The 14,580-nt window shown below is 74.3% G+C and carries 13 protein-coding genes; 3 read left to right on the forward strand and 10 right to left on the reverse strand.

Translation table 11 applies throughout. The features are described 5' to 3' along the window. Positions 1 to 11 precede the first annotated feature (11 nt). The gene (locus tag O7598_RS24710) at positions 12 to 986 is read left to right on the forward strand and encodes an AAA family ATPase (protein ID WP_425412812.1); all 975 of its coding nucleotides are present in this window, start codon (positions 12 to 14) and stop codon (positions 984 to 986) included. Then, a complete protein-coding gene (locus tag O7598_RS24715) occupies positions 983 to 2,293 on the forward strand; it encodes a DUF58 domain-containing protein (RefSeq protein WP_269693660.1) in 1,311 nt (436 codons plus the stop codon). Before O7598_RS24710 ends, O7598_RS24715 begins: the two co-directional genes overlap by 4 nt. Here O7598_RS24715 and O7598_RS24720 read toward each other — a convergent pair. Next, positions 2,271 to 3,224 carry a stage II sporulation protein M gene (locus O7598_RS24720; protein WP_269693661.1) on the reverse strand — a complete coding sequence of 318 codons (954 nt, stop codon included), beginning with the start codon at positions 3,222 to 3,224 and terminating at the stop codon, positions 2,271 to 2,273. The genes O7598_RS24715 and O7598_RS24720 overlap by 23 nt on opposite strands. Positions 3,225 to 3,266: 42 nt before the next feature. Between O7598_RS24720 and O7598_RS24725 the strand changes: the two genes are divergently transcribed. After that, the gene (locus O7598_RS24725) at positions 3,267 to 4,196 is read left to right on the forward strand and encodes an RDD family protein (RefSeq protein ID WP_269693662.1); all 930 of its coding nucleotides are present in this window, start codon (positions 3,267 to 3,269) and stop codon (positions 4,194 to 4,196) included. A gap of 9 nt (positions 4,197 to 4,205) precedes the next feature. Here O7598_RS24725 and efeB read toward each other — a convergent pair whose 3' ends face one another. The 9 genes from efeB to O7598_RS24770 all read right to left on the reverse strand — a co-directional run bounded on the left by efeB (position 4,206) and on the right by O7598_RS24770 (position 14,509). Beyond that, positions 4,206 to 5,528 carry an iron uptake transporter deferrochelatase/peroxidase subunit gene (gene efeB, locus O7598_RS24730; RefSeq protein ID WP_269693663.1) on the reverse strand — a complete coding sequence of 441 codons (1,323 nt, stop codon included), beginning with the start codon at positions 5,526 to 5,528 and terminating at the stop codon, positions 4,206 to 4,208. Continuing rightward, positions 5,525 to 6,655, reverse strand: a complete 1,131-nt coding sequence (gene efeO / locus O7598_RS24735) for an iron uptake system protein EfeO (protein ID WP_269693664.1) — start codon at positions 6,653 to 6,655, stop codon at positions 5,525 to 5,527. The genes efeB and efeO overlap by 4 nt, the downstream gene beginning before the upstream one ends. Before the next feature lie 30 nt (positions 6,656 to 6,685). Continuing rightward, positions 6,686 to 7,711 carry an iron uptake transporter permease EfeU gene (efeU, locus tag O7598_RS24740; RefSeq protein WP_332367390.1) on the reverse strand — a complete coding sequence of 342 codons (1,026 nt, stop codon included), beginning with the start codon at positions 7,709 to 7,711 and terminating at the stop codon, positions 6,686 to 6,688. Between the two features lie 259 nt (positions 7,712 to 7,970). After that, positions 7,971 to 9,470 (reverse strand): adenosylhomocysteinase, encoded by a 1,500-nt coding sequence (gene ahcY / locus O7598_RS24745; protein WP_269693665.1) that lies wholly within the window; start codon positions 9,468 to 9,470, stop codon positions 7,971 to 7,973. 265 nt (positions 9,471 to 9,735) lie between these two features. Beyond that, on the reverse strand, positions 9,736 to 10,896 hold the full coding sequence (gene manA, locus O7598_RS24750; RefSeq protein ID WP_269693666.1) for a mannose-6-phosphate isomerase, class I: 1,161 nt from the start codon (positions 10,894 to 10,896) through the stop codon (positions 9,736 to 9,738). Positions 10,897 to 10,899: 3 nt separating this feature from the next. Beyond that, positions 10,900 to 11,934 carry a cation diffusion facilitator family transporter gene (locus O7598_RS24755; RefSeq protein WP_269693667.1) on the reverse strand — a complete coding sequence of 345 codons (1,035 nt, stop codon included), beginning with the start codon at positions 11,932 to 11,934 and terminating at the stop codon, positions 10,900 to 10,902. 28 nt (positions 11,935 to 11,962) lie between these two features. Beyond that, positions 11,963 to 13,159, reverse strand: coding sequence for an SIS domain-containing protein (locus tag O7598_RS24760; RefSeq protein WP_269693668.1), 1,197 nt, complete (start codon positions 13,157 to 13,159; stop codon positions 11,963 to 11,965). Beyond that, positions 13,156 to 13,362 carry a Trm112 family protein gene (locus O7598_RS24765; protein WP_091060370.1) on the reverse strand — a complete coding sequence of 69 codons (207 nt, stop codon included), beginning with the start codon at positions 13,360 to 13,362 and terminating at the stop codon, positions 13,156 to 13,158. The genes O7598_RS24760 and O7598_RS24765 overlap by 4 nt, the downstream gene beginning before the upstream one ends. A 181-nt stretch (positions 13,363 to 13,543) precedes the next feature. Continuing rightward, positions 13,544 to 14,509 carry a hypothetical protein gene (locus O7598_RS24770; RefSeq protein WP_269693669.1) on the reverse strand — a complete coding sequence of 322 codons (966 nt, stop codon included), beginning with the start codon at positions 14,507 to 14,509 and terminating at the stop codon, positions 13,544 to 13,546. Between the last annotated feature and the right edge of the window lie 71 nt (positions 14,510 to 14,580).

The following is a 14,580-nucleotide window of genomic DNA, read 5'->3' on the forward strand; positions in this document are numbered from 1 at the left end:
CCGGACCTGTCATCGCCGCCGCGTCGCCCACCGCCCCGTCGGACGCCCGCGCCGCCCTGCACCGACTGCGCGCCGAGGTGGGCAAGGCGGTCGTCGGGCAGGACGCCGTGGTCACCGGGCTGGTGATCGCGTTGCTCTGCCGCGGGCACGTGCTGCTGGAGGGCGTGCCGGGGGTGGCCAAGACGCTACTGGTCCGCACCCTGGCCACCGCGCTCGACCTGGACTCCAAGCGCGTGCAGTTCACCCCCGACCTGATGCCCGGCGACGTCACCGGCTCGCTGATCTTCGACCCGCGCACCGCCGCGTTCACGTTCCGCGAGGGGCCGGTCTTCACCAACCTGCTCCTCGCCGACGAGATCAACCGCACCCCGCCCAAGACCCAGTCGGCGCTGCTGGAGGTGATGGAGGAACGGCAGGTGTCCGTCGAGGGCGAGCGCCGTCCGCTGCCCGAGCCGTTCATCGTCGCGGCCACCCAGAACCCGGTCGAGTACGAGGGCACCTACCCGCTGCCCGAGGCGCAGCTCGACCGCTTCCTGCTCAAGCTGACCGTGCCGCTGCCGGGCCGGGACGAGGAGCTGGGCGTGCTCCGCGCGCACCACGCCGGCTTCGACCCACGCGACCTGCGTGCCGCCGGCGTACGCCCGGTGGCCGGCGCGGCCGACCTGGCCGCGGCCCGCGCGGAGGCGCACGCGGTGCACGTCGCCGAACCGGTGCTCGGCTACATCGTGGACCTCTGCCGCGCCACCCGGTCCACGCCCGCCCTGGAGCTGGGCGCCTCGCCCCGGGGCGCCACCGCGCTGCTCGCCACCGCGAAGGCGTGGTCCTGGCTGGCCGGCCGCGACCACGTCACGCCGGACGACGTGAAGGCGGTCGCCCGTCCCACGCTGCGGCACCGGCTCCGGGCCCGGCCCGAGGTGGAGCTGGAGGGCGTCACGGTGGACGCGGTGCTGGACTCGGTGCTGGCCACCGTGCCGACGCCGCGATGACCTGGCGGGCGGGCCTGCTGCTCGCGGCGGGCGCCGCGACGCTGCCGGCCTGGCCGGCGCCGTTCCTCGGCGTCGCCGTGCTGACCGTGGTGGTGTTGCTGCTGGTGGCGCTCGACCGGGCGCTCGCCGCCCCGCCGCACGCGCTCGCCGTGCACCGCACCGGCGACCGGACGGTCCGGCTCGGCGGCACCGCCACGGTCACCCTGCACCTGACCAACCCCACCGACCGCACGCTGCACGCGCAGGTTCGGGACGCGTGGGTGCCGTCGGCGGGGGCGCGGCCCGAACGCCCCGGGCCCGGGGTGCTGACCGTGCCACCCGGCGGCACGGCCGCCCTGCCGGTCCGCCTCACCCCGACCCGTCGCGGCGACCGGCCGGCGGTGGCGCTGACCGTACGCTCCCTCGGGCCGATGCGGCTGGGTTTCCGGCAGCGCGCCGAACGCCCCGCCACGCCACCGTGGACGCTGCGGGTGCTGCCGCGCTTCGACTCCCGGCGACACCTGCCGGAGAAGCTGGCCCGGCTGCGGCTCATCGACGGCGTGCAGGTGACGCGCGGGCGCGGCCACGGCACCGAGTTCGACACCCTGCGCGAGTACGCCGTCGGCGACGACGTCCGGTCGATCGACTGGCGGGCCAGCGCCCGCCGCGCCGACGTGCTGGTCCGCACCTGGCGCCCGGAACGCGACAGGCGGCTCGTCTGCGTGCTGGACACCGGCCGCACCTCGGCGGTCCGGCTCGGCGACGAGCCGCGGCTGGACACCGCGATCGACGCGGCGTTGCTGCTCACCGCGCTGGCCGCCCGGGCCGGAGACCGGGTCGACCTGCTGGCCGTGGACACCGCCGTGCGGGCCCGGGTGACCGGCAGTGGCCGCCCGGCGTTGCTCACCCGCCTGGTCGAGGCGATGGCGCCGCTCCAGCCGGCGCTGGCCGAGACCGACTTCGAGCTGGTCGCCGCCGAGGTGCTGCGGCGCGAACGACGGCGCAGCCTGGTGGTGTTCTTCACCGCGCTGGACCCGGGCGCGCTGCGGGAGGGGTTGCTGCCGGTCCTTCCCCGGCTGGCGGCCCGACACCGGGTGGTGCTGGCGGCCACCCACGATCCGGTGCTGACCGGGCTCGCCACCGCCACCCCCACCGGCCCCGACGACCCGTACGCGGCCGCGTCGGCCTGGCGCGCGCTCGCCGAGCGGGACCGGGTGCGCGCCGCCCTGTCCCGGCACGGGGTGACAGTGGTGGACGTGGCCGCCGACCGGCTCGCGCCCGCCGTGGCCGACACCTACCTGCGGCTCAAGGCCTCCGGCCAGCTCTGACCGCGTGCCGGCCGAGCAGCAGCGCGTAGGCCAGGAAGCCCGCCCAGACCAGGGCGCCGGCGGCCACCCGCGCGGCCACCGGCAGCGGCGCCGGGGTGACGAACGCCTCCAGCAGCGCGGAGACCGCGAACAGGCCGACCAGGCCGGCCGCGACCACGATGGCCGCCCGCCCGGCCTCGGCGACCGCCCGGCCGCGGCCGAGATGCGCGGGCGGGGCGATCCACGCCCAGGCGGTCCGCAGCCCGACCCCGGCGGCGATGTGGATGCCGGTCAACTCCAGCAGGCCGTGCGGCGTGATCATGCCGAAGAAGACGTCCGCCCGGCCGTAGGAGATCATCACCCCGCCCACCACGCCGACGTTCAGCGCGTTCTGCCACAGCAGCCAGAACACCGGCAGCACCAGCACGCCGGCGGCCAGGCACTGGGCCGCCAGCCAGGCGTTGTGCGTCCACAGGTGGAAGGCGAAGGTCGGCGCGGCGAACTCGGTGTAGTAGCCGGCGAAACCGGAGTCGACGAGTTGCCGGGCCGACTCGGCGCCGATGAACGCGGCGGCGGTGTCCGGGTGGCCGGCGACGAACCAGATGAGGAACCCGGTCAGCGCGCTGAACCCGGTGGCGACGCCGCACCACCACGGCCAGGCGCGGTAGAGGGCGGCCGGCAGGTCGGCCAGCAGGAACCGGCGCGCCGACGCCCAGGACGGCCGGGGGCGACCGGTGATCCGGGCGCGGGCGGCGAGGACCAGGTGGGACAGCCGCCCGACCAGCGCCGGCTCGGGGGCTCGGCTGCGCAGCGTGGAGAGGTGGGTGGCGGTGCGCTGGTAGAGCATGACCAGCTCGTCGACCTCGGCCGGATCCAGACGACGCCGGCCGGTCAACTGCTCCAGCCGTCGCCACTGCGCGCCGTGCTCCGCCGCGTACGCGTCGAGATCCACTCGTGCCTCCCCCGTCCGGCGTCCATGGTGTTCACTGTCGGGGTGCGCGCGCAACCTCCCCCGGCCTCGCGGTGGGCCGACGCCGGTCTGGTCAGCGGTGAGGCGGTGGAGCTGGACGTCCGGGTGGCCCGGCTGGGCTCCCGGGTGCTCGCCCTGCTGGTCGACCTGGTCGTCCAGATCGGCCTCGCGCTCGTGCTCGGCGCGGCGCTGTCGATGCTGGTGCTCGCGCTGCCGCCGGACGTGATGGACGCCGCCCTGGCCGGCGGCCTCCAGGTGGTCCTGGTGGTGCTGGTCTTCGTCGGCTACCCGGTGGTGATGGAGCGGTTCGCCGGTGGGCGGACGGTGGGCAAGCTGGCGGTGGGGCTGCGGGTGGTGCGGGCCGACGGCGGGCCGGTCGGGGTCGGTCAGTCGGTCACCCGGGCGCTGGTCGGCGTCGCGGTGGAGTGGCCCGGCCTGGTGCTGCCGCTGCTGAGCTGGGCGGCGACCGTGACGGTGATGCTCACCGACGCGCGCGGGCGGCGGCTGGGCGACCTGGTGGCCGGCACGCTCGTGGTGCACACCCGGGGCGCCGGGGTGTGGCGGCCGCTGCCGCCGGCCGTGCCGCCGCTGCTCGCCTGGGCGGCCACGCTCGACCTGACCCGGGTGGACGACGGGCTGGCCCTGGCCGTCCGGCAGTACGTCGACCGGCTGCCGCAGCTCGCCGCGCCGGAGGCGATCCGGCTGGGCCGGGAGCTGTGGGCGGAGGTGGCCGCCGTGACGTCACCGCCGCCGCCGTGGCGCGCGCCGGAGTGGGCGTACCTGTCCGCCGTGCTGGCCGAGCGGAGGCGCCGCGCCGCGTACCGGTCGGGTCGGACCCGCGCGGTCACCGACACGCTCTGGCCGGAGCTGGCCCCGGCGCCGGCCGCGCCGGTCCGGGCGCCGCTGCGGCGGGCCGCGCCGGAACCCGCCGAGCCCGATCCGGTACGCCGCTGAGGGCCCGGCTCAGGAGAACAGCGCCCGCCCCCACCAGTCGGCCGCGTCGCGCACGCCGGGCGGGCAGGCGAACAGGCCGCTGGAGACGTGCCGCAGATATTCGTTCATCGCGTCGTTGCGGGCCAGCCGGGTCTGGATCGGCACGAACTGCTTGCGCGGGTCCCGCTGGTAGGCGATGAAGAACAGTCCGGCGTCGAGCCGGCCCAGCCCGTCCGAGCCGTCCACGAAGTTGTAGCCGCGACGCAGCAGTCGGGCGCCGCCGTTCTGGTCCGGGTGGGCGAGCCGCACGTGCGCGTTCTCCGCGATGACCGGTTGACCGTCGTCGCCCTTCGCGGCGAAGTCCGGCTCGTCGAACTCGTCGCGACGACCCAGCGGGGCGCCGCTGCCCTTGGTCCGGCCGGTGATCATCTCCTGCTCGGCCAGCGGGCTGCGGTCCCAGGTCTCGATCAGCATCCGGATCTTGCGGGTGACCAGGTAGGAACCGCCGGCCATCCAGTCCGGGCCGTCGCCCGGCTGCACCCACAGCTGCTCCCGGAGCAGGCCGGCGTCCTCGGCCTTGAGGTTGGCGGTGCCGTCCTTGAAGCCGAACAGGTTGCGCGGCGTGGCCTGGTCGCGCGACGTCGACGAGGTACGCCCGAAGCCGAGCTGCGACCAGCGGACGCTGACCACGCCCATGCCGATCCGGGCCAGGTTGCGGATGGCGTGCACCGCCACCTGCGGGTCGTTGGCGCAGGCCTGGACGCAGATGTCACCACCGGACAGCTCCGGCTTGAGCGCGTCGCCGGCGAAGTGCGGCAGGTCGGCCAGCGCGGCGGGCCGGCGGTCGGCGATGCCGAAGCGGTCCCGGCCCTGGGCGTCGCGGAACAGCGACGGGCCGAAGCCCACGGTGACGGTCAGCTGCGACGGGGGCAGCCCGAGCGCCTCACCGGTGTCGTCCGGCGGCGCCTCCGGCATGCCGCCGACCGCGCCGATCAGCCCGGCGTCCTTGCCGGCGGTCATCCGGGCCGCGGCGGCGGTCCACTCCTGCAGCATCGCGACCAGCCGGTCCCGGTCCTTCGTGACCACGTCGAACGCGACGAAGTGCAGCCGGTCCTGGGCGGCGGTGGTGATGCCGGCCTGGTGCTCGCCGAGGAACGGCACCGCCCCGGCGGCCGTTCCGGTGGCCGACGCCTGGTCGCCACCGGCGAGCAGCGCGCCCGCGCCGGCCGCCACCCCGGCCACCCCGGCCGCACCGACGCCGGCCAGGGTCATCGCCCGCCGCCGGGAGACCCGGCGGCCGGTCCGCTGGTTCTTCGGCTCGCTCGTCGCGTCACCGCCGGCCGGAGTGGTCATCGCGCGACGGCCGCCGCGATCTTGCTGACCGGCTCGGCCAGCGCGTTGATCCGGTCCGACAGTTCCTTCAGCTCGGCCTTGCTGAGCTGGGTGTGCAGCTTCCAGCCGTCGCCGGCCCGGTGCTTGCCGAGCACGGCCTCCACGTCGGTGAACTCGGCGTCGAGCTGCTTGACCAGGTCGGGTGCGCGCTGCTCCAGGGCCGGGCGCAGCGCGGCGACGGCGGCCTTCGAGCCTTCCAGGTTGGCGTTGAAGTCCCAGAGGTCGGTGTGCGAGTACCGCTCCTCCTCGCCGGTGATCTTGCCGCTGGCGACCTCGTCGAGCAGCGCCTTGGCGCCGTTGGCGAGCTGGAGCGGGGTGAGCTTCTCGGCGTCGGCCTTGGCCACGATCGCCTTGACGTCGACCAGGAGCTGGTCGGCGATCGGGCCGTCCTTGCTGATGTCGCCGGTGGTCCAGAGGTCCTTCTCGATCCGGTGGAAGCCGGTGAACTCCATGCCCTCCTCGACCACCTCCTCGCGGCCGTCGATCTTCGGGTCGAGGTCGCCGAAGCTCTCCGCGACCGGCTCGATCCGCTCCCAGTAGGTGCGCGCCACCGGGTAGAGCGCCTTGGCCTTCGCCACGTCGCCGGCCTTGACCGCGGCCACGAACTCCTCGGTCTTCGTCAGCAGCGCGGCGGTCTGGCTGCGTACGTAGCGCTGGTAGCTGGCGGTGGCCTCGGTGAGCGCGGCGTCCGGCGCGACGCTCGCGGCGGTGCCGCTGACCTTCAGCGCGCCCCGGATGCCCCGGCCGCTCATCCCCGGCTTGCAGGCGGTCTCGTACGTCCCGGCGGGCAGCTCGACCCGCAGTTCGCGGCTCAGCCCCGGAGCGATGTTCTCGACCTCGCCCATCACCCGGTCACCCGCGGCGTAGACGTAGAACTCGTTGACCTTGGAGCCGCTGTTGGTCACCTTGAAGGTCACCTGACCGGCGTCGATCGCGGTGCTGCCCACCTCGCAGGCGGTATCGGTGGCCTTGACGGCGATCGGGCCGCCCGCCGTGGCGTCGGCGTCGTCACCGCCCCCGCAACCGGCCAGTCCGGCGACGGCGAGCAACCCGGCAGCGGCGGGCGCGACGAATCGAGTGGTACGCATCGGTGCGGGTTCTCCTCGGAGACGGGCGGGTCAGGCGCGCGGGGACGGGGCGGCGGCGGCCGGCTGCGGCCGCTCGGCCGGGGCGGTCTCGTCGACCGGGGCGGCGGGCTCGGCCTCGGTGGGCGTCGCGGCCGGCCGGGCCGGCTCGACCGGGGCCACCGTCGCCTCGGCCGGGCTCGTGACGGTCGTGGTCGTGGTCGCGGCGGGGCTCGGGGCCGGGGCGCTCGCGGCGGGCTTGGCCGGGGCCGCGGCGGGCTTACGCAGGAAGAGCACGAGCACCGGCACCGCGTAGGCGACCCAGGCGATCAGCTCCAGCACGGTCGGCGCGGCGGTGATGTTGAACATGCCGGCGAGCAGCGCGCCGTACCAGGCGTTCGGGTCGAGCGTGGCGGAGATGTCGAAGGCCTGGTTGTTCAGGCCGGGCAGCACGCCGGCCTCCTGGAAGTCGTGCACGCCGTACTTGAGGATGCCGGCGGCGACCAGGATCAGCAGCGCGCCGGTCCAGGTGAAGAAGCGGCTCAGGTTGATCTTCAGGGCGCTGCGGTAGAGCCCGAAGCCGATGACCACGGCGGTGACGATGCCGCCGATCAGGGCGAGCAGCGAGCCCGCTCCGGTGCCGCCGGCCACGCTCTCGGCGGCGGCGTAGAAGATCAGCGCGGTCTCCAGGCCCTCCCGGACCACCGCGAGGAAGGCCATCCCGGCGACCGCCAGCGATCCGACGGCGAGCGCCTCGGTGAGCTTGCCGCGCAGCTCGCCGGCGATCGACCGGGCCGCCCGACGCATCCAGAAGATCATCCAGGTCACGAAGACGACGGCGGCGACCGACGTGACCGCCTCGAAGAACTCGCGCGACTCGGAGGTGCGCAGCAGCGAGGTCGAGGTGTACTGGATCAGCGAGCCGAAGACGACGGAGAGCGCCACGGCCAGGCCGACGCCGGCCCAGACCTGGGGCAGCCGGTCACGCCGCTGCGACTTCACCAGGAAGGCGACCAGGATGCTGACCACCAGGGTCGCTTCCAGGCCCTCCCGCAGGCCGATCAGGTACGTGGCGAACATCCGTTACTCCGTAGTAGGTCAGGCATGCCTCAGTTAACTTAGGGCAGCCATACCTTGCTCCTGATCGGGGCCGGCCGTCAAGTCGTTCACGGCAACGTCACCCTGGTCGACCGAAGCCCGACCGCCGGACGGTCGACTCAGCCTCGTCCGGGACGGCCGCACCCGCCAGGGCCGGAGGACCCCTCTCGACCCCGCGTACGACGAAGGGGACCGGGACGGCCGCGCGACGGCCGACCCCGGTCCCCTCCGGGCGTGGGACTCAGTAGCGGTAGTGCTCGGACTTGAACGGGCCCTCCGGGGAGACGCCCAGGTAGGAGGCCTGCTCCTTGGTCAGCGTGGTCAGCTTGGCGCCGAGCGCGTCCAGGTGCAGGCGGGCGACCTTCTCGTCCAGGTGCTTGGGCAGCACGTAGACGCCGATCGGGTACTCGTCGGTCTTGGTGAACAGCTCGATCTGCGCGATGGTCTGGTTGGCGAACGAGTTCGACATCACGAAGCTCGGGTGGCCGGTGGCGTTGCCCAGGTTCAGCAGGCGGCCCTCGGAGAGCACGATGATGGCGTGGCCGTCGTCGAACCGCCACACGTCGACCTGCGGCTTGATGTTCTCCCGGGTGACGTCGCTGCGCTTCGCCAGGCCGGCCATGTCGATCTCGTTGTCGAAGTGGCCGATGTTGCCGACGATCGCCTGGTGCTTCATCCGGGCCATGTGCTCGTTGGTGATCACGTCGAAGCAGCCGGTCGCGGTGATGAAGATGTCGGCCTGCTCCACCACGTCGTCGAGCGTGGCGACCTGGTAGCCGTCCATCGCCGCCTGGAGCGCGCAGATCGGGTCGACCTCGGTCACCACGACCCGGGCGCCCTGCCCGCGCAGCGACTCGGCGCAGCCCTTGCCCACGTCGCCGTAGCCCATGACGACGGCCATCTTGCCGCCGATCAGCACGTCGGTGGCCCGGTTGATGCCGTCGATGAGCGAGTGGCGGCAGCCGTACTTGTTGTCGAACTTGCTCTTGGTCACCGAGTCGTTGACGTTGATGGCCGGGAAGAGCAGGGTACCGGCGCGGTGCATCTCGTAGAGCCGGTGCACGCCGGTGGTGGTCTCCTCGGTGACGCCCTTGATGCCGGCGGCGATCCGGGTCCACCGCTGGCCGTCCTCACCGAGGGTGCGGTGCAGCAGCTCGAGGATCACCGCGTATTCCTCGGAGTCGGCGGACTCGACCGGCGGCACGACCCCGGCCTTCTCGAACTCGGCGCCCTTGTGGACGAGCAGGGTGGCGTCACCACCGTCGTCGAGGATCATGTTCGGGCCCTGCCCGTCCGGCCAGGCGAGCACCTGCTCGGTGCACCACCAGTATTCCGGCAGCGACTCGCCCTTCCAGGCGTAGACCGGAACGCCGGCCGGGGCCTCGGGGGTGCCCTCCGGGCCGACCACGATCGCCGCGGCGGCGTGGTCCTGGGTGGAGAAGATGTTGCAGGACGCCCAGCGGACCTGCGCGCCGAGCGCGACCAGGGTCTCGATCAGGACGGCGGTCTGGACGGTCATGTGCAGCGAGCCGGTGATGCGGGCGCCGGCGAGCGGCTGGGCGTCGGCGAACTCGCGCCGGATCGCCATCAGGCCGGGCATCTCGTGCTCCGCGAGCCGGATCTCCTTGCGGCCGAACTCGGCGAGCGACAGATCCGCCACCTTGTAGTCGCCCTCGGCGAGGGTGCTCGGCCGGGCGCCGGACGACGGGCCGCTGGTGGCCGCCGGGAGGGTGCTGGTCATGGAAGCTCCTGTCGAAGGAAGTGCTGCGCAGCCTTCCACCTTACGCGCGTGAACCGGCTCACCCGGTGTTGGTTGGTGGACGGGTGATGGACAGCGCACGGGGCGGACGGTCGTGAACGGACTTTCCGCCCACGGCCCGGCCGCCCCGTGCATCCCCCCGGTTTGGTTCCCCGCGCGTCCCCGGACCTTCGTCGCGACAACGCTGCGTACCCATGAAGTTACCGGCAGCGACCGAGGCGTGGGCTGTTTTCGGAAATTCGGCGGTTCAGCGCAGGCCGCACGTGGCCACGAACGCCTCGCCGTCCCCGGCGAGCGCCAACGCGCCGCCGGCCGCCGTGCCGACCGCGGACTGGCCCGCGCCCAACGTCACCACGCCGACGCCGTCGTCCACGGACAGCTTGCCGGCCCGGCAGAGCACCACCCGCGGGCCGGGCAGCGTCAGCCGCACACCGGGCGAACCGGCGCTCACCGTCACCCGGTGCAACGCGAAGTCCTCCACCGGCACCGGCCACGTCGACACCCCGGGCGCCACCCGCTCCGACCGCAGGACCGGATCGGCCAGCACCTCGAACCGCAACACCCGCAGCAGCTCGTCCACGTCGACGCGCTTCGGGGTCAACCCGCCGCGCAACACGTTGTCGCTGGCCGCCATGATCTCGACGCCGGTGCCGCGCAGATAGGCGTGCAGGTTGCCGGCCGGCATCCAGATCCCGTCCCCCGGCGCCAGCCGGACGTGGTGCAGCAGCAACGCCACCACCACACCCGGGTCGGCCGGATAGCCGGCCGCGAGCGTGCGCACCAACGCGGCGTCCGGCGACGCCGGCCCGGCGGTCGCCGCCGCCAGCACGGCCGCCACCAGCCCCGCGCGCTCCGCCTCCGGCCAGCTCAACAACGCGCGTACGGCCTCCCGCAGGCCCGCCGGCCCGGTGCGCAACGCGGCCACCACCGGCTCCAACGCGGGTACGCCGAACCCGCCGATCACCGCCGCCGACTCGGCCGGGTCGCGGAAGCCGCAGAGCGCGTCGAACTCGCTCAGCGCCACCAGCAGCTCCGGCTTGTGGTACGGGTCGACGTAGTTGACCCGCCCGTCGTCGGCCGCGTGCCCGACCCGGGCCTGCTCGGCGTCCGGATGCGCCTGCAGGCTCAGCGGCGCGTCCGCGGCCAGCACCTTCAGCAGGAACGGCAGCCGGGTGCCGAACCGGCCGACCAGCCGCTCACCCAACCAGTGCCCCGGCTCGGCCACCAGCAGCTCGGTGAGGCTCACCGGCCGGCCGTCCCGGTCGACAGTGGCCGGGGCGCCCGGATGGGCCCCCAGCCACAGCTCGGCCTCCGGCCCTTCGCTCGGCACCGGCCGGCCCTGCAACTCGGCGATCGCGGTCCGCGAACCCCAGGCATAGTCCCGGATCCGGCCCTGCAACAACTCCATCGGTCAGCTCCCGGGTCGTCCGGCCACCTCGTCGACCGTCGCGGCCTCCGGCGCGGTCGCGCCGTCGACCGCCGCGTCCGGCACCGCGGTGTCGGCGGCCTGCCCGGTGCCCGCCCGCTGGGCCGCCGCGCTCCAGATGTCCGGCTCCAGATAGATCACCCGGGCGATCGGCACCTCGCGGCGGATCCGCGCCTCGACGGCGTTGATGCCCCGGGCCAGCTCCTCGGCGCTCTCGCAGGCCGGCACCGCGATCTTCGCGGCCACCAGCAGCTCCTCCGGGCCGAGGTAGAGCGTCTTCATGTGGATGATCCGCTCGACCTCCGGGCCGCCGGTGACGGCCTGCTCGATCTTGGCCAACTCGCTCCGCTCGGCGCCCTCGCCGAGCAGCAGGCTCTTCGTCTCGATCGCCAGCGTGATCGCGATGACCACCAGCAGCACGCCGATCATGGCGGTGCCGGCGGCGTCCCACATGCCGTTGCCGGTGGCCAGCGTCATGCCGACACCGAAGAGCGCGAAGACCAGACCCACCAGCGCCCCGAAGTCCTCCAGCAGCACCACCGGCAGCTCCGGGGCCTTGGCCCGGCGGATGAACCGGATCCAGGTCTGCTTGCCCCGGATCAGGTTGGACTCCTTGATCGCGGTGCGGAACGAGAAGCCCTCCATCACGATCGCGGCCAGCAGCACCACCACCGGCACCCACTGCCACTCCGTGATCGCGTGCGGGTCGGACGCCTTGTGGTAGGCCTCGTAGAGCGCGAACAGGCCACCGAGGCTGAACAGCACGATCGATACGATGAACGCGTAGATGTAGCGCTCCCGGCCGTACCCGAACGGGTGCTGCGGCGTGGCCTCCCGCTTGGCCCGCCGGCCGCCGATCAGCAGCAGACCCTGGTTGCCGGAGTCGGCCACCGAGTGGATCGACTCCGCCAGCATCGACGACGAGCCGGTCAGCAGGAACGCGATGAACTTGGTGACGGCGATGCCGAGGTTCGCCGCCAGGGCGGCGACGATCGCCTTGGTGCCCCCGTTTGCGCTCATTCCCCGCCTCGCTCGATGCCGCACGTGCTCACTGGTTTGCCAGCTCCTTCATTTCCGTGATGGCCGGAACCGCCATCGGGTCCAGCCCGTGTGCCAGGGCGAGATAGATCGAGGCGAAGTCGGGGACCGCCACCAGCGAGGCGAGACGCTCCAGCGCGGAGCCGCCCTCGGCGGTCACCACGTCACAGCGCACCCCACGCCGGTCGGCGAGCGTCTGCACCGCGTCCGCGCGGCGCTCCTCCACCGCCAGCGGCTCGTCGGTGTCGTCGTCGGCGTTGAGCCCGCCGTCGCGCAACAGCACCAGCCGCAGCCGGACGCCCTCGTCGCCGCCGTCGCCGGGGTCGGCGAAGATGTCCCGCTGACCCTCCGCCAGGCCACCGAAGACGCCGTCGAGCAGGCCCACCCGGCCCCGACCGGCCTCGCCCAGCGCACCGCTGACCACCGGGTAGCGGGAGTTCGCCGACAACGTGTCACCGAACCGGCGGGCGGCCACGGTGGCCAACGGGGACGAGCCCCAGACGATCGGGATCGAGCCCGACAGGCCCAACGCGAGGGACTTCGCCGGATTGACGAAGGAGTCGGCGGTCGGCCGGCACCGGTCGGCGTCGGCGTCCAACCGGGCCGCGGTCTCGGCCAGGTCCGCCTCGTTCACCTTCACGAGGCCGAGCGTACGGGCGGCCAGCAGGACCGGCACGGTGAGCGCCCACAGGCTCGCCCGGGCCGGTGCCCGGCGGGGCACCGGGATGAACGGCGCCCGGGCCCGCTCGGCCACCGACTGGAGTTGCGAGTCCGGAGCGCCGACCGCGACCAGCCGGGCCCCGCGCCGGTGCGCCGCCTCGGCCGCGCCCAACGCCTCGGGGCTGCGGCCGGAGGCACTCACCGCGATCACGACGTCCGCCGCGCCCACCCAGCCCGGCACGCCGGCGCTGCGATGCGGGATGACCGGCACCGGGCAGCGCGGCCCGGCGACCGTGGCCAGCACGTCACCGGTACGCCCGGCGGTGCCGATGCCGGCGATGACCACCGCCCGGGGACGCCCGTCGTCGCCGAGCACGGACAGGTTCGCCTCGGCGGCCAGCGCCGCCGACTCGCGCACCTGGGCGCCGGCCGAGGCGGTGAACCGGAGCATGCCGCCCGGGTCGTGCTCGGCCAGCAGCGCCGGATCGTCCAGCAGGGCCTCGTCCGCGTGCCGGTGCCCGCTGACCCCGGCCGTACCGTCCATCACCGCGACGACCCGCCCCGCGCGTCGTCGGAGCCGGGCCCACCGCGCGCCTCGTCCAGAAGCAGCACCGGGACGTCGTCGCGCACCTCGAAGACCCGACCGCACTCCGTGCAGGTCAGCGTCTGCGCCTGCGGGTCGTAGTCGAGCGGGGCGTGGTGCGTGTCCGGGCAGGCGAGGATCTCGAGCAACTGCGGGTCCAGGGCCACGGCGCGGCTCCTTCCACGTATGCGGTCTCACCGGTCGGCGGTGCCGTCCGGCGCACGCGATCTTAACGGCGAACCGCTCCCGGCACCGGATCCCGTTCGACACCCGCCGATCGGCCCGGTGGCCGGGTCACGCCGCCGCCACTCAGGGTCACCGTAGCCCGGTGACCCTCCGCGTTCCGGCTCAGTCCGGCATGCGGGGCAACACGCTGGTGGCATCCTCGGCCGGGGCCGGCGGAGACGGCGGCGTGGCCGGAGGCGCCCCGTACACGTTGCCGGTCGGGCGGGGCGGCGTCGAGCCGCCGTACACCGTCGGGGTCGCTCCGGGCGTCTGGGACCGGTAGGTCGTGCTGCTGCGCGGCAGCGGGACCGGCGGCTGGTCGGCGGCCGGGCCGCCGTCCGCCCGGTCCGCGCGGTTGCGGCGCACCAACAGCAGGACGATGAGAGCGGCGCCGACGAGCACCAGCGCGATGCCGAACCACATGATGAGGGAACCTCCGGAGGACGAGTCGTCGGCGGCGGCACCGGCGGCCGGGTCGACAGCGGCGACCACCGGCGACGTGCCGGCCGCCGTGGACGCGGCCGCGCTGGGCGTGGGGGTCGGCGACGGCTTGCGGGAGGGCGTCGGGGTCGGGCTCGGCGTCCGCTCGGCGCCCACCAGCCGGGCCGACCGGCCGGCCCGGCCGAGCACCTGGCCGTTCGCGGCGCTCGCCTCACCGGCCAGCTCCAGCCGCCCGCCGACGGCGCCGGCCAGGAACGTCACCCGGTAGCGGACGACAGCGCCCTTACCCTTGCAGAGCGGTCGGTCGAGCGGCGCCACCTGCCCGGCGGTGACCACGCCACCACCGCCGCCACCGGCCACCGGCACCGCCGCCCAACGGCCGCCGGTCGCCACCTGCACCCGGACCTGGTCCGCGCGCAGGCCGTCCAGCCTGAGCCCGAGCACGGCGCGCAGCTGCACACACCCCTCGGTGCGCTTGCGTACCTCGATCGCCACCGCGCCCGCCGACCCGCCGGCGGTGAAGCTGCCCGCCGAGCGCAGCCCGACCCGGTCGCCCTCGGCCATCGCCGGGGACGCCGGGGCGGCCACCAGGCCACCCAGCAACGCGCCGACAGTGGCCCAGCGCGCCGCGTGCCGCCTCACCGACATCTCCACCTCACCGTTTCCGTCCCGGACGCAATCCGCCGGGTGAGGTTACTACCCGAGCACCGGTACCCCTG

The sequence above is a fragment of the Micromonospora sp. WMMC241 genome (genome assembly GCF_027460165.1).
GTDB lineage: Bacteria > Actinomycetota > Actinomycetes > Mycobacteriales > Micromonosporaceae > Micromonospora > Micromonospora humi.

Bases quoted from the DNA above. Each gene is read 5' to 3' on its own strand.
- O7598_RS24715 (WP_269693660.1), top strand. From the start codon at position 983: ATGACCTGGCGGGCGGGCCTGCTGCTCGCGGCGGGCGCCGCGACGCTG.
- efeB (WP_269693663.1), bottom strand. From the start codon at position 5,528: ATGACCACTCCGGCCGGCGGTGACGCGACGAGCGAGCCGAAGAACCAG.
- efeO (WP_269693664.1), bottom strand. From the start codon at position 6,655: ATGCGTACCACTCGATTCGTCGCGCCCGCCGCTGCCGGGTTGCTCGCC.
- efeU (WP_332367390.1), bottom strand. From the start codon at position 7,711: ATGTTCGCCACGTACCTGATCGGCCTGCGGGAGGGCCTGGAAGCGACC.
- ahcY (WP_269693665.1), bottom strand. From the start codon at position 9,470: ATGACCAGCACCCTCCCGGCGGCCACCAGCGGCCCGTCGTCCGGCGCC.
- manA (WP_269693666.1), bottom strand. From the start codon at position 10,896: ATGGAGTTGTTGCAGGGCCGGATCCGGGACTATGCCTGGGGTTCGCGG.
- O7598_RS24755 (WP_269693667.1), bottom strand. From the start codon at position 11,934: ATGAGCGCAAACGGGGGCACCAAGGCGATCGTCGCCGCCCTGGCGGCG.
- O7598_RS24770 (WP_269693669.1), bottom strand. From the start codon at position 14,509: ATGTCGGTGAGGCGGCACGCGGCGCGCTGGGCCACTGTCGGCGCGTTG.